We start from the raw sequence: 16,953 nt of genomic DNA, 5'->3' as shown, positions 1-16,953 counted from the left end.
AAGGGTTGCGTATAAACTTCTCTAAACATGTCGCTTAATTTTGATCAGTTACTTAGCATAATTTGTTAATTGGTATAATTTAACCAAGTTTTTTCTAAGTTGTAACTATTCAGCGGTAGTAATCTGCCATTCATCTCTATCTGGAAAGACATGGAAACTGTGTAAAAAAGTCAATCGTGTCCAAAACAAATTTGAATTAAAAATGAAGGAAGTGGGAACACTAAGCAAGAATTGTCTTATCTTACTATTTGCAAACCAACTTCCTTTCATGGCAAAGATAACGTTTTTCGCTCAGATAATTCAACGTTTATCTAAGGATTTGATTAAATCCTTGATAAAAAGCATGGCACAGACTGTCATGCCAAGGTCGTTAACCGATTGGCATTTCACATTTTCTCATCCGGTCTTATTGTGAAATAAAATATGTTAACGTGTATATCGGAAGATAAGCGGAGATATTAAATTCCTACCAAAAGGTAAGTATCAGACTAAAAAGTGCCTTCTTGCATGGTGTTATTTACTTCTATAACTTTGCATTCGATAAAAGTATGATATTATAAGTATATATAAAGTAATAACAATTAAAAAGAAAGAATTATGAAGAATGTAGTTTTAATTGGCGCGACAGGATTTGTGGGTTCAGCTATCTTAAACGAACTTTTAGAGCGTGGTCACAAGGTGACGGCAGTGGTACGCAACGCCTCGAAACTTCCCAAGCATGACAATCTTACGGCGAAGGAAGAGGATGTAGCCAATGTTGATGCCATCGCCAAGATCGCGGAAGGCAAGGATGCCGTTATTTCCGCTTACAATCCGGGATGGACCAATCCGGACATCAAGCGTCTTACCGAAGTGAATTATCCGAAGATAGTAGAAGCCGTCAAAAAGAGTGGTACGCCTCGTTTACTTATTGTCGGTGGCGCCGGCTCTCTTTTTGTAAAACCGGGACTCCGTTTAATGGATACGGGAGCGCTTCCCGCAGAGATTATAGACGGCGTGCGTTCTCTCGCCTCTTTCTATCTCGACGATCTCACGAAGGAAAATGACATCGACTGGGTATTCTTCTCACCGGCCGGCATGTTTGATACGGAAGGAAAGAAAACCGGTAAGTTCCGTATAGGCAAGGACGATCTCATCACAGACGCCGAAGGAAACAGCCATATTTCGGTAGAAGACTATGCCGTGGCGATGGTTGACGAATTGGAAAAACCGACACATCACAAAGAACGGTTTACTATCGGTTACTGATATCTAACAAGGAAGGCGGACATTGCGGTCCGCCTTTTTTTTGTCGAGAGTCCGATACGTCATCTATTCCTCATAGCTGTCGATGGCTTCCTTCATCCGTCGTCGGCCGATGTTGACTAAGCGTGCCGACTTGTCGTAGTCGAAGCCGCCGTAACGCTTCATCGAGATGTCGACAAGGATGTCGGGCGGAGTGAGACGGATGGCGAGTTGCGCGTTCTGATGAATCATGATAGACGACGTGCGGTTGAGCAGCGTGTAGATATTGAACTCGGGATGCACGTCCTCGGGCATGATGCGTTTGAGCAGTCGCAGGGCCCGCGACGCCTCCAGCTCACGCTTCTCGATGGCCCGCTTCATGCGCGACTGCCCCAAATAGTCGTGCCCGCTCACGTTGACCGCCACCAGCAGGTCACCCTTGGCGCGCTCCACACGGTTGAGCGGCAGCGGATTGGTGATTCCGCCGTCGATGAGAATCTTGCTACCGGTCTTCACCGGCGAGAAGAAAGCAGGCAGGGAGATAGACGCCCGGATGGCGTCGTAGAGGCTGCCACGGGTGAAAACCACCTCGTGGCCCGACTCCCAGTCGGTGGCCACGGCCACGTAAGGTATCGGAAGGTCTTCTATCCGCACGTCGGGCACAATCTCTTTCAGCGCCGCGATGATGCGTCGCCCTTTCACCAAATGGTCAAAGCCCAGCGAGAAGTCGGTCAGACTGAAGATTTTCTTACGGTCTATCGTCTCCATCCACTCCTTGAAGCGTCCCAAATTGCCCGTAGCGTACATGCCGGCAACGAGCGCTCCCATCGACGTGCCGGCAATGGAGCGGATGTGGTAGCCCCGGTCGAGAAGCTCTTCGATGGCTCCGATGTGGGCCAATCCGCGGGCGCCGCCACTCGAAAGCACCAGTGCCACGTTTTTCTTGTCGCCCCGGATGCGACGAATGACGATATCCTTGATCTCGGTATACCGTTCTTTCAGGTCTAACGTGTTGATATCCATGCCTGCAAATTTACAAAATAAAGCGTCAAACCACCTATAATTGCCAAATAAATACTAACTTTGCACGGAAATATAAAACAGTACTTACAATGGAAATCATTAACCTCAGCAATCAGAACTCTATCATCAACCAGTATTTGGCCGAGATTCGTGACAAGGAGTATCAGAAAAACCGTCTTCTTTTCCGCAACAATATCATGCGTATCGGGGAGTTCGAAGCCTTCGAAATCTCCAAGACGCTCAACTATGAGCCCAAGGATATCGCCACGCCGCTCGGCATTTCGCGCGTCAACGTGCCGACCGACAAAATTGTTCTGGCCACTATTTTCCGTGCGGGACTCCCTTTCCACCAAGGTTTTCTCAATATTTTCGACCACGCTGGCAATGCTTTTGTCAGCGCTTATCGTGAATATAAGGACGCCGAACACCATCAGGTGGGCATTCACGTGGAGTATCTGGCCACGCCCAGCATCGACGAGAAGAACCTCATCATCGCCGATCCCATGCTGGCCACGGGTGGAAGTATGGAGCTGGGCTACAAAACATTCCTGACCAAGGGCACGCCTAAGCGCATCCACGTGTGCTGCGTCATCGCCACGCCCGAGGGTATCGAGCATATCCGCAAGACTATGCCCGAGGATAAGACCACCATCTGGTGTGCTGCCATCGACCCCGGCATGAATGAACACAAGTATATCGTGCCCGGATTCGGCGACGCCGGCGACCTGTGCTACGGGGATAAGCTGTAGATGACCCTCCCAATAACCTACCCCGACCCTCCCAAAGGGAGGGAGAACTAACTGAAGAGATAACCTACCCCAGCGGAGGGAGCGCTAACTGAAGAGTGTGAAATGCGAAATGTAGATAGCTTACCTTTTCGCATTTCACACTCTATTTTATATTCCACGCTTCACATTTCACACTCTATTTTACATTCCACACTTCCCATTTCACACTTAGCTTTATGTCTTTCTTGGCCGCTTGCGGCCCTTATGTCTTTGTTCCGACAATCTGAAAAATATGTTTTTATGTCTTTATGTCAAAAAATCAACATGGAAGACCTACCCCGACCCTACCAAAGGGAAGGTGCACTAACTGAAAAGAAAAATATGTCCTTATGTCTTTATGTCCTTAAAAACAACAATGAGGAAAATATGTCCTTCTGTCTTTACTCTGAATAATCTTTACATACACCCTCAAAAAAGTGGCATTATTCTGAAAAAGAAAAGACTTGGGCGCAAATAAGCGATTTTTGAGCAAGTTTATAAAATGCTGGTTATCAATGTTTTGCGTTTTTTATAGTATTTTTCCTTCGCTTTTTTACCCTTAATCGCTATGCTTTTAGGCCGTCATCGCGGCTCTTTCATCGACTGAAAGTTATGCTTTAGCGGCGTAATCGCTATGCTTTGAGCCGATAAAAGGGTAGCTTTGGGCCTAAAAGGGTATCAAAATCGGTAAATCAAAGGGATTTTTCGGCGTGCCGACAGTTAGATGACGTGTTGCGGAAGTGTTAAAATAATGCGATTTTTTCTGACAAAATCACGGAGATCAGCGTATCTTTAGAAAAACTTAGCCCGAACCGGCGAACCGTAAAAATAAACAAAAGCCCCCAAGGAGTTTCCTTTACGTTGCTCCTTGGGGGTATGCCTCACTTTAAAAGTGGGTTCTGGTCAAAATAACAAAAGTCGATTCTGGTCTAAATCACAAATGAAACTTTTGATCATTTCTTCATTATGATTCAGAATATCATCTTCAGTAAATACAATTTTAGATGATACTGTTCTTCTTTGTCCACTCGATAATCTCGGGGATATAACCGAAGGCGAGACCTGTCACGGTGTCGGCGCAGCCGTAGTAGACGGCGATGCGGCCGCTCTCGGGGTCGTGAACCTCGGCGCAGGGGAAGCAGACGTTGGGCACATCGCCCGTCAGTTCATACTGCTTCTGCGGCGAAATGAGGTAAGGACCCGAACGATAGATGGGCTTCCAAGGCTGTTCGAGGTCGAGCAGGGCCGAACCGAAGCTGTAGACATAGCCGTTGCAGGAGCGGAGCACGCCGTGGTAGAACAGCAGCCAGCCCTCACCGGTCTCGATGGGCACGGGTCCGGCACCGATTTTCATGCACTGCCATGCGCTCACTTCGAAGGCTGCCGGACTCATCACGTGGCGATGGCGACCCCAGAACTCCATGTCGGGACTCTCGCTGTAGAAGATGTCGCCAAAAGGCGTGTGGCCCGTGTCGGACGGGCGCGACAGCATGGCGAAGTTGCCATTGATCTTCTTGGGGAAGAGCACGCCATTGCGGTTGTAGGGCAGGAAGGCGTTCTCAAGCTGGTGGAACGTCTTGAAGTCCTTGGTCCAGGCTATGCCGATGGTCGGACCGTAGTAGCCGTTGCACCAGGTCACGTAGTAGCGGTCTTCGATGAAGCACACGCGGGGATCGTAACCGTACACCCACCGGCCGATTTCGGCATTGTCGCACTCGAAGCGCAGCGGTTCTTCGTTGATATCCCAGTCCGTACCGTTCTTGCTGAAGCCCACGTGGAGCACCATGCGGCGGTTGGTATCGTCGCAGCGGAACACGCCGGCATAGCCTTCGCCGAACGGTACCACGGCACTGTTGAAAATACTGTTGCTCGTCGGCAGCAGGTCACGCGGGATGATGGGGTTTTTCGAGCACCGCCACATCACGTTCTTTTCGCCCTCGGGACGCTCTTCCCAAGGCATGTTGGGCAACGGATTGCCCGAAATGGTAAGTTTTGTCATAATAATAATGTTGAGAGTTTTTTGTTTTATTTCTTGTCTTCATAGGTGAACGGCACAAACCACGTGATGAGCAGGGCCGGGATGGTGCAGAAGAGCACGAAGATGAAGAATTGGCGATAGCCCAGAAGGTCGCTCGCCAGGCCGCTGACCATGCCCGGAAGCATGACGCCGAGGTTCATAATGCCCGAGGCGAAAGCGTAATGGCTCATCTGGTGCTTGCCCGGCGCGATCTGCTGCATCATAAACAGGGTCAGGCCCACGAAGCCGAAGCCGTAACCGAAGTACTCCAGCACGATACCGCTGCCGATGAGCACGAGGCTCTCGGGTTGGTAGAGGGCCAGCAACGTGTAGGCCACGAACGGCAGGTTGAACACCAAAGCCAGCGAGAAGAGGCTCTTCTTCAGGCCACGGTGAGCGATGTAGTAGCCCGCCAGAATGCTTCCGATGACGAAGGCGGCCGCGCCGAACGTGCCGTAGAGCAGTCCGATCTCCTGTTCGCTGAGCCCCAAGCCCTGGTCGGCCCGCGAAGCCTTGAGGAAGAGGGGCACGATCTTCATCACGAAGCCCTCGGCAAAGCGGTAGAGGATGATGAAGAAGAGGTAGTAGACGATGTGCTTCTTACGGAAGAAGTCGGCAAACACGCTCCAGAGTTCGCGCAGCGACTCGCGCAGTGTCTTGCCCTCTTCAGCCGGTTTGTCGACCGATGGCAGGATGAAGAAGTGGTAAGCACCCAGCACAAGCATGATGACACCGATGATGAGCATGATGAACATCCACGCACGGGTCACCCCGAAGGTGTTGATGAAGGTACCGGCCAGATACACCAAGCCACCTGTGGCGGCAATCTTGGCGATGTTATAGAAAGCTCCCTGCCAGCCTATCCACTTGGCTTGTTCCTCGTTAGAGAGCACACTCATGTAGGTTCCGTCAGCCGCGATGTCGTGGGTGGCGCCACTTAGGGCGATGACGGCCAGCATGGCGATGGTTACGGCGAAGAACGAGGGCAGGTTGAGGGCGAACGCCACGAGGGCGAACATGACGCCCGAGAGCAGCTGCGTCAGCACCACGAAGAACTTCTTGGTCTTATACATCTCCAAGAAAGGACTCCAGAGGGGCTTCAGCGTCCATGGAAGCATGATAAGACTGGTCCAGAACGCGATCTGCGTGTCACTCACGCCCATGCCTTTATACATGAGCGTACATACCATGTTGAGTACCACGAAGGGCATTCCCATGGCGAAATAAAGCGTGGGAACCCACGCGATGGGGGAAGGATTGTTATTGAACGACATATTTTAAATGTAAAAGAGTAAAAAAGTAAAAAAGTAAAAGAGTTTTAAAAGTAAAAAGGTAAAAGAGTAAAAGAGTAAAAATCCAGGATATTCTCCTTTCTTTCTTACCTGAGCATTATAAGAGTAAAAAGGTAAAAGAGTAAAAGTCCAGAATTTTCTCCTTTCTTTTTTACCTTGTCTTTTTACTTTTTTACCTTTTTACTTTTTTACTTTTAAGATTTTTTCTTCATCCACGAGCTTAGAGATAAGTTCTCCGAAGAGTGTGTTCTGCCAGGCAAACCAAGGACGAGTGTAGTTGTTGGCGTCGTCTTTATGGAATGACTCGTGAATGACGCCCGTACCGGCATCGGTGTCCATGAGCATCTGTACACACGCTTGGATTTCCTTGTCGTCCTTCGACGTGAAGGCCCGCATCATCACGCTCATGGGCCAAGGCATGTCGAGTCCCACGTGAGGTCCGCCTATTCCCTCGCCCGCTTTGCCGCGGAAGAAGTAAGGATTGTCCTCACTCCAGACGAAGCGGCGGGTGTTTTGGTAGATGGGGTCGTCGATGTCAACGTCGCCCAAGTAGGGCATGGCCAGCAGACTGGGTACGTTGGCGTCGTCCATGATGAGCTGGTTACCGAAGCCGTCCACCTCAAAGGCGTAGATAGGTCCGTACTTGGGATGCCGGTAGATGGCATATTTCATCAGCGCTTGATGCACCTCATCGGCCAGCGCGACGCATTGGGCGGCCAGATCGGCACGGTGATTGACTGCGGTGAGTATCTCGGCCGCCTTTCTCAGACTCGTCACGGCCATGAAATTGGATGGAACGAGGAAGAGATAGGTCGTGGCGTCGTCGGAAGGACGGAACACCGAGGCGATGAGACCCACAGGCTTGCAGGGCGCGCCCCAGCCGCGGTTGCACACGGTGTCGAGCTGCCGGTCGGTCACGCGGGTGAAATGATAGGGTCCGAGGCCGTCCTTGCGCTGCTGCTCCTTGAACGTGTGGAGCACGCTCTCGACGGTCTGAATCCACAGTTCGTCGAAAACACTCGTGTCGCCTGTCTCCTTCCAGTACTCGTAGGCCAGCCGGATGGGATAGCAGAGCGAGTCGATCTCATACTTGCGCTCGTGCAGTTCGGGCTTCATATCAGTGTCGTCGGTCATCCAGTAGCCCTTGGCGTCGGGATAGCGATTGAAGGCGTTGGCGTAAGGATCGAACACAATGTTCTTGAACTGGCGACGGATGACGCCCGCCAGCATGCGCTTCAGGTTCTTATCCTTGGCCGCGAACTTCACGTAAGGATAGACCTGTGCCCCCGAGTCGCGGCCCCACATGGCGTGAATGTCGCCCGTATAGACGAAGGTGTCGGGCCGGCCCTGCTCGTCTTCTGTGTAGTGAACGGTGGTGTCGAGTGTGTTAGGATAGCAGTTCTCGAACATCCAAGCCAGATAAGGCGTGTCCTTCAGTTTCTTCTTGACATCCTTGATGTACTTCTCGATCACTTCCGAGCGGAAGAGGCGGTCGGCTTCGGCCGGTCGTTTCGACACATAACGCGTGCTCACGGCGATGGCGTCGATGTATTCCTTGCCGAACTCTTTCTGCGTGTGGTTGGCCTGACCCATGGCCGGAGCGGGCACGCCAAGCAGCAGCAGGCCGAGACCCGCTGCCGCGAAGATGGTTTTCTGATGTTTCATTGTTGTAACGGTCATGGATTATGGCCGGTCTTTACGGGCTGTTCCGAACTTGGAAGGGCGTGGACCCATGGTGAACTCAAGCGTTCCACCCTTAATAACGTCGCCGTATTCGATATACGACTTGGTGTAGTTCTTGCCGTTCAACCTGACGCTTTGAATATAAATATTGTCCTTACTGTTATTCTTGGCCGTGACGCGGAAGGTCTTGCCGCCGCCCACGTCCATCTTGGCCTCATCGAGAATGGGACTGCCGAAGACGAGACGGCCGTCCGATGGGTCGACTTGATACAAGCCCATGGCCGACATGACATACCAAGCCGACATCTGGCCCACGTCCTCGTTGCCGCTCAGGCCGTCGAAGCCGTCGCCATACATCTCGTCCATCGTGCGGCGCAGCAGTTTGGCCGCCTTCCAGGGTTGCCCCACGTAGTTATACATATATATAATATGGTGGCTCGGTTCGTTGCCGTGGGCATACTGTCCGATGAGTCCCGAGATATCGGGCGAGGCGTCTTCGCCTAAGTCGCCATCGACGGTGAAGAGCGAGTCGAGCTTGTTGACAAAACTGCTCTCGTTGGGGAACAGACCGACCAGTCCGTGCACGTCGTGCGGCACGAGCCAGGTGTACTGCCAGGCGTTGCCCTCGGTATAATCGTCCTGCCGGTGTACGGCGTGGAAGGGGTTGAAAGGCACGCGGAACTTGCCGTCGGAACCCAGACCGCGCATGAACTGTGTCTCGGGGTCGAAGAGTTTCCTGTATGACTGACTGCGCTTCATGAAGTAGGCGTAGTCGCCCTTCTTGCCCAACAGCTTGGCCACCCTGGCGACGGCAGCGTCGGCGATGGCGTATTCCAGCGTCTTGGCCACGGTCTCAAAGGCAGGGTCTTCGTCGTAGGCCACGTAACCGTTCTTCTTCAGCGAGTTCATGCCACGCTCGTCGAGCATGGCCGAACGCTTCATGGCTTCAAATGCCGCCTCACGATCCTTCACGTAACCCTTCATCACGAGGTCACCCAGAGCGATGATACCCGGGTTGCCCACCATGCAATCGGTTTCGTTGCCCATCAAATGCCACACGGGGAGCTTGCCCTGCTGGCGGTAAATGTTGATGAAAGTGGCGGCCATGTCGGGCAACATGTCACGATGGATGAGTGTCATGAGAGGCTGTGCGGCACGGTAGGTGTCCCACAACGAGAAAGTGGTATAGTTGGTAAAGTCTCCTTTGTGCACCTGTCCGTCAGCGCCACGGTACTCGCCGTTGACGTCGCTGAAGACCGACGGAGCCGTCATCGTATGGTAAAGGGCGGTGTAGAAGATAGTCTTCACGCGCTTATCGTCGGTCGATATGTCGATTTTGCCCAGCGCGTCGGCCCATGCCTGTTCGGCCCGAGCCACCATCTCGTTGAAGTTCCAGTCCGGAATTTCGGCTTTCAGATTCTGCCGGGCGTTGTCAACGCTCACGGCCGACATGCCCACCTTCACCATCAGCGGTTTACCGTCACTGTTGTCGAAGGAGAAGACGGCTATGCTGTCGTTGCTTTTCTTTTCTAATGTCACGGGTTTGGAAAACTCGCCCACGAAATAGTCTTTCTGGTCCTTGGCCCATCCCGTCGACATGCGCCGACCCGAAACGGTGGTAGCCCCTTCCTGGTTATACTCGCAAGAGGTCATCTTGTCCCAGCCGATACCCTGATTCAGGTTAATGGCTATGTAGCCCTTCTTCATATTGGCGCCGAAAGTGTAACGGTGGAAGCCCGCGCGCTTGGTGGCGGTCAGCTCTACGAACACGTTGGGGCGCACTAATTTCACGGCGTAGTAGCCCGGGCGCACCGTCTCGGCGTCGTGCGAGAACTTCAGTTCCTTCTGGCATTTACAAGCCATGGGCACGAGGGCCACGTCGCCCAGGTCGCCAATTCCCGTGCCGCTGAGGTGCTGATGGCCGAAGCCCACGAGCAGTGAGTCGCTGTAGTGGTAGCCCGAGCACCAGTCCCAGCCGCGAGTGACCTGCGTGGGACCTAATTGCACATAGCCGAAAGGCACGTTGGCACCTACGAACACGTGGCCGTGACCACCCGACCCGATCATCGGATTGACATAACGCACTGCGTCGCCGGCAGCCATACTGCCCAGTGTCAGCGACGAAAATGTAACTGTAAATAGAAACGATTTAATCTTTCGAATCATCATGAGGTTTAGGTTCTATTGATAATGTCTTGAAAAATTATTATAATTATAAGAAGTTCCGCAAGTTTCACTCTTCCATGAACTTCCGAAAAATCAGTAATATATGCAAAGATACACATAAAATATAGATATTCCCTAAACGATGTATCAAAAATAAATTTGTATTATATGTAAATATCCTTTTCGATAGTGCTTATTTCTTTTCAAGAAATGAGATTTATGTGTAAGCGGAAGGTGATGAATCATGTATCGTATGATTTTCTGTTTGCGAACTAAAAACAGCTAAATTCCTTCTGATTTTTTAGTACAAAAGGCCCAAAATGGTTGCGTTATTCTGAAATAAAAAAACTTTCGCCGGAAATAACGCGTTCTCGTGCGTTTTTGGATTCCGCTGATTATCAACAGGTTATGAATTAATAGAGCAAAATGAGATGTCGGAAAGGGCGTTATTATCGTGTTTTTGGCTTGCCATTGTGGCCTTTTTGACTCGCAAAAGCAGCCCTTTGGCGTTGTCAAAGCTATGCTTTTAGCTTCTAAAAGAGCCGCTTTTACAAAAAAGAGCGTTAAAAAAGTCTTTTCTGACGTTCAATAATGGCGTTTTCGACACTGGATGGCGCTGTCGAGAAAGGCGTTTTTTGGGGAAAGAAACTTTACAAAATCGGTTCCATAGAAAACCAGTCACGGTCATGGTGATGGTGACGGCCCGGACCGCGATGGCGGTCGAAATCATGGTCGTGATGGCGATACCAATCTCTACGACGCTCACAACGGGGAGCGACGGGGCGATGATAACGGCGCAGTTCTCCATAAGAAGGCATGGGGCGGCGTGGATGGCGCGCATAGACATTGCGGACAAAGGCGCCGTCGCGCCACGATAGCGGACGATAGAAATAGTCGGCTCCCAAGTACAGCTGCCATTGGCGATCGCTGAAGAAAGCTCGTAAGGCGATGTTGCGATTCCGCCAACGCGACGCGTAAAGGTCGTCGTAGGTGTTGACGCCACGCAGATAACGGTAGTTTATTTCATACATCCGGTCGTATTCGCGGGGCGAAAGTCCCAACTCATAAGCCATCCTGTCCGTCAGATAACGGGCTTCGGCACGAGCTTCCCTACGATCCATCGCGGTGGCCCGGAACGCTATCGCCATGGCCACCATAAGTATCAATCTTTTCATCATAACAAGTCAGGTGTTAAAGGGTTCTACATCATTTACGTTTATATCGCAAAGATAGAACGATTCTTTAGCGCCCGCAAAGAGATATTCCTAAACCTGCAAAGTGATATTCCTAAAGACGGATAGGGCTTTCCCTATTGATTAGTATGCGTATAAAGCGTTAAATATCCGTATAATTTATATTCAAAGTAATATAAAATGGCTTATTCTTTATAACTTTGTATTCGATATAATATAATTCATGATGGAGAAAACGAAGTTGTCAATGACGGTAAAGGCGTTGCGAAAGGAACACGGACTGACGCAAGAAGACCTTGCAATGAAGTCGGGCGTGGGCTTGTGCTTCGTGCGCAGCTTAGAACAAGGCAAGGCATCGCTGAGAATGGATAAGGTGAACCAGCTGCTCGACTTGTTTCATTACGAATTAACGGCGACCAAGAAGTTATGAGAAAGGCACAGATATACCGAAAAGACGCGCTCGCCGGCATACTGACAGAAGGCGATGGCGAATATAGCTTCTGCTACGACGGCACATATCTCGCGCAGGAAGACGCTCTGCCGATAAGTCTGACGCTGCCCTTGCAAGCCGAACCCTTCGTCAGCCGCGTTCTGTTTCCGTTCTTCGACGGTCTGATACCCGAAGGTTGGCTGCTCGATGTCGCGCTTCGCAACACTGATGTCAGCGTTTTAGACCGTATGTCGCTCCTATTGCTTTGCTGCAAAGACTGTATAGGGGCGGTCAGTGTAGTAGCCATAAATTCAGAGGAGGACACCGACGATGTGTAAATGCTTGTATTGTTATAAACCGTTGGAAGAGGGACAGAAAGACTTTCATCCACAATGCGCCAAGAAATTCTTCGGCATAGAGAAAACGCCAACGCTCGAATACCGACACGATGACCTTGATAAACTGGCGGAACAGGTGATTCGCGCACAGACGACACTGACGGGCGTGCAACCCAAATTGTCGTTGAATCTCGACAAACACGAAGACTCCAACCGCCTGACGATAGTTGGTTTGTGGGGCGATTACATATTCAAGCCGCAAACAGATGGCTACCCACAGTTGCCCGAAAACGAAGACCTGACGATGCACCTTGCCGAAGCCGCGAAGATAAACGTCGTGCCCCACAGCCTTATTCGGCTGGCTGACGGAGAGCTCGGCTACATAACCAAGCGCGTCGACCGCACAACCGACGGACAAAAGATAGACATGGAGGACATGTGTCAGCTGACGTTGCACCCTACCGAGTACAAATACAAAAGCTCGTACGAACAGATTGCGAAGACTATCGTGCTGCATTGCGACACGCCAAAGCTTGCTCTCGTAAACTATATGCAGCTGTTGCTCTTTTGTTTTGTAACGGGAAACAACGATATGCACCTTAAAAACTTCTCGCTGTATCGTCCTGCCGACAGCTATCTGTTGACTCCTGCCTACGACCTCGTGAACGTTTCAATCGCCAATCCGAAAGATAAAGAGGAATTGGCACTTACGCTTTCGGGGCGGAAAACGAAGTTGCGGTTAGACGATTTTCTGCACTCTGCCGCAACAATGGGCTTGGAAGAGAAGGTTGTATTGGGCCTTATAGAAAATATGAACAAGGCACTTCCGAATTGGAAATCGCTGATAGAAGATTCTTTTCTTAGCGAGGATATGAAAAAAGCATACGAAGAAACCGTCACAAAGAGGTTGGAGCGTTTGCAGGAAAACAAACTTACTTCGCGGAGAAAGGCAAAATAAATCGTAATTATACGAAGTCTTCCGTACCTACGTGGCCTGTCTACACCAACTCTATCTCATGGGAACGGCCGTTCAGCTGAAGCGAATGGGCTGTACGACCACGCTTGTTTCGCCGGAGGAGTGGGGTGCTTGACGAAAAACAAGACTTAAAAGCAATCATGGAGGCTAACATGAGGATATTAAAACATAGACGAAACCGGCTTTCTTACCGAGCGTCTTTGCTTCGGATGGGCTGTGGAGTGGTGGTTTTTCTCACCATCGGCTGCAGTCATCCAGCCCCAAAACAGGGTAGGGCAGAGGCCAATCGGCTGCCTCGGTTCACACCAGAGGTCATGCTGAAGACCACACCCGTGAAAGATCAGGGACAGAGCGCGCTGTGTTGGGTCTACGCAATGCTGGCTACCATCGAGTCCGAACGCCTAATGCAGGGCGACTCCATCCATCTTTCGCCCGACTATATCGCCCGTCTGTACCTCGCGCAACAGGCTCGCAGCCATTATTTAGGCCACGGACGCCCGGCCATCACGCTACGCGGAACGGCCCCCATGCTCATCCGACTGCTGCAAACCTACGGCGCCATGCCCTACGACAGCTACCCCGAACGCCAACCACGGGCCAATTACAACGTGCTGGAGCGCAAACTACAACAGACGACACGCCATGCCACGAGCCTGTCGCAGCTACAACAGCGGGTCGACAACCTGCTCGATGAGTCTGTTGGCGTCATGCCGGCCGACCAAGTCTATATGCTCGGTGCCACGTACACGCCCCTATCGTTTGCCAATAGCGTGTGTCGGGCCGACGAATACCAAGCCTTGACCAGCTTCACCCATCATCCTTTCGGCCGCTCAATAGCCCTTGAACTGCCCGACAACCGCATGGGCGACCTCTTTCTCAACCTGCCGCTCGACACGCTCATCAACCGAATCGATCGCTCCCTGCGCAACGGCCACCCCGTATGTTGGGAGGGCGACATCTCCAACGATGGCTTTTCCTTTGCCCAAGGCAAGGCTTTGGTCAATCCACGGCTGCACATCAGCCAGACGTTGCGCCAGCACCTCTTCGAGCAACGACAAACCACCGATGACCATTGCATGGCTCTCATCGGCATCGTTCGCAATCGCAAGGGCCGTAAACTCTATGTAGCCAAAAACTCATGGGGCACCAATAATCCCTTCGGCGGCCTCATTTACATGAACGAAAATTATCTGCGGCAGAACACCATCTGCGTGGTGATGCGGCAGAAAGAGGATTAATTCACTGTGAAAAATTCGTACAAACCGCTCGTTTATTTTGCTTCAAGATTTTTTTTGTCGCAAATAAGCCAAGCATTTGAGCAGTTGGTGCGAAACGAATAAGTTACTGATAATCAGTCGTTTGTTTGATTTTGTAGACTTCGTGCGTATCAAAAGCACCCTGAAACATTAAGAAAAACCGTCCGAAAGCAGCCCTTTTAGCTTGTAATCGTGATGCTTTTACAAGCTAAAAGGGCTGCTTTCGGCGTGTAAAAAGGCTGCTTTTACAACGCAAAAGCTATGCTTTGACCTCCGAAAAAGCGAAAAACGACCACACGCAAGGGTAAAAACCACCGTTTTATCTCTGTTTTTCTCTCTATCTGAAGCATTTTCAGAGACCGTTTTTGTGACTGATTCTTTACGTTTTTTTGTGCCATGCGCCAGCCGTAAGGGCGTGATTCATCACGTTCCGCTTCTTTTTTCTTTATTTAAATGAATAAAGATGCCGGAAAACAAAGGCGTTAATTTTTTATAGGATGCTCCTTGATGTATTCCTCATAAGGCTGTTTCATGTCTAAATAGCGGAAGTTTTGCGGTGGCATTTGCTTGGGCGGCGTCATGTAGTCGCCATAACAGTAGCGCAAATAGCTATCGGGACGCTCCACACCCATGAAGGTGTGGCCCTCGAAACAGACAGGCGTGGGCTTGCCATAGACCTCACGGGGCTGGATTCCACGCTCGGGTTTGTTGTCGTGATCGGACACAAGTCCGGTCTTCTCAATGGAATACTGGCGCTGCAGGGCGTCGAGCCGACGGTGGAGCCACGACTGCGACAAGAGCTTATGACACATTTTGATAAAGAGACAACTGATTCCGCGCCCGTGTTTGTAAGGGTCGCGCTGTGCAAAATACATCAGACGAATCAGCACGTCGTAGCGTTTGTAGTGGATATAGCGGGCCACGGGGTTGCGTGTCATGCCATCGAGGGGAAACACATCGACAGGTAGTCCGCCCACGAAATTGAAGCAACGTCGCAGGATATAGGTCGTATTCTTGTTCTGAATACGAGCAAAAGCATAGGGATAGTATGGATTCTGCACGCCGCTGACAAGCTCCAGATGCGGCGGAAGCCACTCGTTGGCGTGTGCGATGAGCTTGTCATAGTCCTCACGGGGCAGCGCCACGTCGGCATCGTCGTCCCATGGCACGAATCCTTTGTGGCGTACGGCACCCAACATGGTGCCTGCAATGAGATAATAATTAAGATGGTGCGTTTTACAAACACGGTCGATAGCCGTCAGAATATCTAAAAGATAATGCTGCATTTCACGCGTTTCGGCGTCGGATATGCGTGGTTGTTGTTCTTTCATTGTTTTTTTATCATTACTATTATGGCTGCAAAGGTATGGAAAATATGCGTAACCATCTGCGTCTGAACGGCTAAATCCCCTTCAGACGGGCATGAAATTCATCAGAAAGAGGGGATTATTGGACAAATAACACTATTTTTGCAGACGTAATTTATCGTATTCGAGCAAATGAAGAGTATTCTGATCGACCTTTCGCATTTAGGTACTTACTGTGGATTTGGCTATGTAGAAAAAGAATTCAGCAAGCAACTGGCGTTGCAACGCGACGACCAACTGCATTTCATCCTGATGGTGCCGGAGCGATTTGTAGGCTTTTTAGGGCCCGATTTCGACTATATCCGTAAGGAATACGCCCGAAAGGATTTGAAGGCTTTAGGCAAGCCCGTAGACCTTTGGCACGCCACGACGCAGATGTTCCGCTTCAGACAACATGCCAAAGGACGACTTCAGTTGCTCACCATCCACGACTTGAACTATCTATATGAAAAGCAGTTCTACAGCATTTGGAAACACCAGCTGCAGCAGAAACACTATGTGCGCCACTCGGACTACGTGACTACGATATCGAAGTTTGTGGAAGATGAGGTCAGTCGCCACGTGGGATTTCGTGACAAGGGCCATCGCGTTGTCTACAATGGCGTGGGTTGGCTGCCCGGAAGTCCCATGCGCAAACCCGATTTCGTTACGGACGGCAACAAGATTCTATTTACCATCGGACAAATCCGCGAGAAAAAGAACTTCATGAAGCTGGTAGAGATGATGCCTTACATGGAGGGCTACTCGCTCTATATCTGTGGCGACAAGCATTTTAAGTTTGCCCGACAACTCGAACAGCGCATTGCCGAACTCAATACGGGACGTATTTTCCTGCCCGGAACGATTAGCGACGAAGAGAAAGTGTGGCTCTACCAGCATTGCGACGCCTTTCTCTTCCCCAGTAGGCTCGAGGGTTTCGGGCTGCCACTGATTGAAGCGATGCAGTTTGGCAAGCATGTCTTTTCTTCACGACTGACCTGTCTGCCCGAAATCGGTAAGGACTACGCGTTCTATTGGGATCATTTCGAGCCACAATACATGGCCGATGAGGTGAAGAAAGGACTGCTCAAGCCGGTCGATAGGGCTGAGATTGAATATGCCCGCTCGTATAGTTTCGAGCAATATACCAAGGAGTATATTGCGCTTTATAAGGAATTATTGGGGGTTAGAGGATAGATCTCATCAGAATACTCTGACTTATCCGACAATCTAACCGCTATT

14 protein-coding genes are annotated in these 16,953 nt (G+C 50.7%); 7 read left to right on the top strand and 7 right to left on the bottom strand.

Features of this window, described 5'->3' with window-relative positions:
• Nucleotides 1–597 precede the first annotated feature (597 nt).
• On the top strand, nucleotides 598–1,248 hold the full coding sequence (locus JHU38_RS09705) for an NAD(P)-dependent oxidoreductase (protein WP_107581394.1): 651 nt from the start codon (nucleotides 598–600) through the stop codon (nucleotides 1,246–1,248).
• A gap of 63 nt (nucleotides 1,249–1,311) precedes the next feature.
• Here the strand turns inward: JHU38_RS09705 and JHU38_RS09700 are convergent, their stop codons facing one another.
• Complete coding sequence (locus JHU38_RS09700) at nucleotides 1,312–2,247, bottom strand: patatin-like phospholipase family protein (RefSeq protein WP_107581395.1); 936 nt, start codon at nucleotides 2,245–2,247, stop codon at nucleotides 1,312–1,314.
• 89 nt (nucleotides 2,248–2,336) lie between these two features.
• On the opposite strand from JHU38_RS09700, the gene upp reads away from it, so the two are divergent.
• Complete coding sequence (gene upp, locus JHU38_RS09695; protein ID WP_107581396.1) at nucleotides 2,337–2,996, top strand: uracil phosphoribosyltransferase; 660 nt, start codon at nucleotides 2,337–2,339, stop codon at nucleotides 2,994–2,996.
• Between the two features lie 1,018 nt (nucleotides 2,997–4,014).
• Here the strand turns inward: upp and JHU38_RS09690 are convergent.
• The 5 genes from JHU38_RS09690 to JHU38_RS09670 all read right to left on the bottom strand — a co-directional run bounded on the left by JHU38_RS09690 (nucleotide 4,015) and on the right by JHU38_RS09670 (nucleotide 11,350).
• The gene (locus JHU38_RS09690) at nucleotides 4,015–5,013 is read right to left on the bottom strand and encodes a glycoside hydrolase family 130 protein (protein ID WP_107581397.1); all 999 of its coding nucleotides are present in this window, start codon (nucleotides 5,011–5,013) and stop codon (nucleotides 4,015–4,017) included.
• Between the two features lie 26 nt (nucleotides 5,014–5,039).
• Nucleotides 5,040–6,305, bottom strand: a complete 1,266-nt coding sequence (locus JHU38_RS09685; protein ID WP_107581398.1) for an MFS transporter — start codon at nucleotides 6,303–6,305, stop codon at nucleotides 5,040–5,042.
• Between the two features lie 198 nt (nucleotides 6,306–6,503).
• Nucleotides 6,504–7,988, bottom strand: a complete 1,485-nt coding sequence (locus JHU38_RS09680; protein WP_107581399.1) for a glycoside hydrolase family 125 protein — start codon at nucleotides 7,986–7,988, stop codon at nucleotides 6,504–6,506.
• Nucleotides 7,989–8,006: 18 nt separating this feature from the next.
• Complete coding sequence (locus JHU38_RS09675) at nucleotides 8,007–10,172, bottom strand: GH92 family glycosyl hydrolase (protein ID WP_107582328.1); 2,166 nt, start codon at nucleotides 10,170–10,172, stop codon at nucleotides 8,007–8,009.
• Between the two features lie 650 nt (nucleotides 10,173–10,822).
• Nucleotides 10,823–11,350: a hypothetical protein gene (locus tag JHU38_RS09670; RefSeq protein WP_232369915.1), complete on the bottom strand. Its 528-nt coding sequence runs from the start codon at nucleotides 11,348–11,350 to the stop codon at nucleotides 10,823–10,825.
• Between the two features lie 241 nt (nucleotides 11,351–11,591).
• Here JHU38_RS09670 and JHU38_RS09665 point away from each other — a divergent pair, with 241 nt between their 5' ends.
• From JHU38_RS09665 to JHU38_RS09650, 4 genes are all read left to right on the top strand, one after another.
• The gene (locus JHU38_RS09665; RefSeq protein WP_107582329.1) at nucleotides 11,592–11,795 is read left to right on the top strand and encodes a helix-turn-helix transcriptional regulator; all 204 of its coding nucleotides are present in this window, start codon (nucleotides 11,592–11,594) and stop codon (nucleotides 11,793–11,795) included.
• Entirely contained in the window at nucleotides 11,792–12,133 is a 342-nt protein-coding gene (locus JHU38_RS09660; RefSeq protein WP_107581401.1) for a HipA N-terminal domain-containing protein, read from the top strand. Before JHU38_RS09665 ends, JHU38_RS09660 begins: the two co-directional genes overlap by 4 nt.
• Complete coding sequence (locus JHU38_RS09655) at nucleotides 12,126–13,091, top strand: HipA domain-containing protein (protein ID WP_107581402.1); 966 nt, start codon at nucleotides 12,126–12,128, stop codon at nucleotides 13,089–13,091. The genes JHU38_RS09660 and JHU38_RS09655 overlap by 8 nt, the downstream gene beginning before the upstream one ends.
• A gap of 170 nt (nucleotides 13,092–13,261) precedes the next feature.
• A complete protein-coding gene (locus JHU38_RS09650; RefSeq protein ID WP_232369914.1) occupies nucleotides 13,262–14,347 on the top strand; it encodes a C1 family peptidase in 1,086 nt (361 codons plus the stop codon).
• 500 nt (nucleotides 14,348–14,847) lie between these two features.
• On the opposite strand, the gene JHU38_RS09645 is transcribed toward JHU38_RS09650, so the two are convergent.
• Nucleotides 14,848–15,696 carry a LicD family protein gene (locus JHU38_RS09645; RefSeq protein WP_107581403.1) on the bottom strand — a complete coding sequence of 283 codons (849 nt, stop codon included), beginning with the start codon at nucleotides 15,694–15,696 and terminating at the stop codon, nucleotides 14,848–14,850.
• 168 nt (nucleotides 15,697–15,864) lie between these two features.
• Between JHU38_RS09645 and JHU38_RS09640 the strand changes: the two genes are divergently transcribed.
• A complete protein-coding gene (locus JHU38_RS09640) occupies nucleotides 15,865–16,908 on the top strand; it encodes a glycosyltransferase family 4 protein (RefSeq protein WP_107581404.1) in 1,044 nt (347 codons plus the stop codon).
• Nucleotides 16,909–16,953: the final 45 nt, after the last annotated feature.

It is taken from the genome of Prevotella illustrans, from assembly GCF_017426725.1.
Classification (GTDB): Bacteria; Bacteroidota; Bacteroidia; order Bacteroidales; family Bacteroidaceae; genus Prevotella; species Prevotella illustrans.
The sequence above is the reverse complement of the archived record's forward strand: the minus strand, read 5'-3'. Positions and strand labels throughout refer to the sequence as shown.

Excerpts from the sequence above, each read along its gene's own strand:
- JHU38_RS09705 (WP_107581394.1), top strand. The coding sequence starts at position 598 with ATGAAGAATGTAGTTTTAATTGGCGCGACAGGATTTGTGGGTTCAGCT.
- JHU38_RS09700 (WP_107581395.1), bottom strand. The coding sequence starts at position 2,247 with ATGGATATCAACACGTTAGACCTGAAAGAACGGTATACCGAGATCAAG.
- upp (WP_107581396.1), top strand. The coding sequence starts at position 2,337 with ATGGAAATCATTAACCTCAGCAATCAGAACTCTATCATCAACCAGTAT.
- JHU38_RS09690 (WP_107581397.1), bottom strand. The coding sequence starts at position 5,013 with ATGACAAAACTTACCATTTCGGGCAATCCGTTGCCCAACATGCCTTGG.
- JHU38_RS09685 (WP_107581398.1), bottom strand. The coding sequence starts at position 6,305 with ATGTCGTTCAATAACAATCCTTCCCCCATCGCGTGGGTTCCCACGCTT.
- JHU38_RS09680 (WP_107581399.1), bottom strand. The coding sequence starts at position 7,988 with ATGAAACATCAGAAAACCATCTTCGCGGCAGCGGGTCTCGGCCTGCTG.
- JHU38_RS09675 (WP_107582328.1), bottom strand. The coding sequence starts at position 10,172 with ATGATTCGAAAGATTAAATCGTTTCTATTTACAGTTACATTTTCGTCG.
- JHU38_RS09670 (WP_232369915.1), bottom strand. The coding sequence starts at position 11,350 with ATGATGAAAAGATTGATACTTATGGTGGCCATGGCGATAGCGTTCCGG.
- JHU38_RS09665 (WP_107582329.1), top strand. The coding sequence starts at position 11,592 with ATGGAGAAAACGAAGTTGTCAATGACGGTAAAGGCGTTGCGAAAGGAA.
- JHU38_RS09660 (WP_107581401.1), top strand. The coding sequence starts at position 11,792 with ATGAGAAAGGCACAGATATACCGAAAAGACGCGCTCGCCGGCATACTG.
- JHU38_RS09655 (WP_107581402.1), top strand. The coding sequence starts at position 12,126 with ATGTGTAAATGCTTGTATTGTTATAAACCGTTGGAAGAGGGACAGAAA.
- JHU38_RS09650 (WP_232369914.1), top strand. The coding sequence starts at position 13,262 with ATGAGGATATTAAAACATAGACGAAACCGGCTTTCTTACCGAGCGTCT.
- JHU38_RS09645 (WP_107581403.1), bottom strand. The coding sequence starts at position 15,696 with ATGAAAGAACAACAACCACGCATATCCGACGCCGAAACGCGTGAAATG.
- JHU38_RS09640 (WP_107581404.1), top strand. The coding sequence starts at position 15,865 with ATGAAGAGTATTCTGATCGACCTTTCGCATTTAGGTACTTACTGTGGA.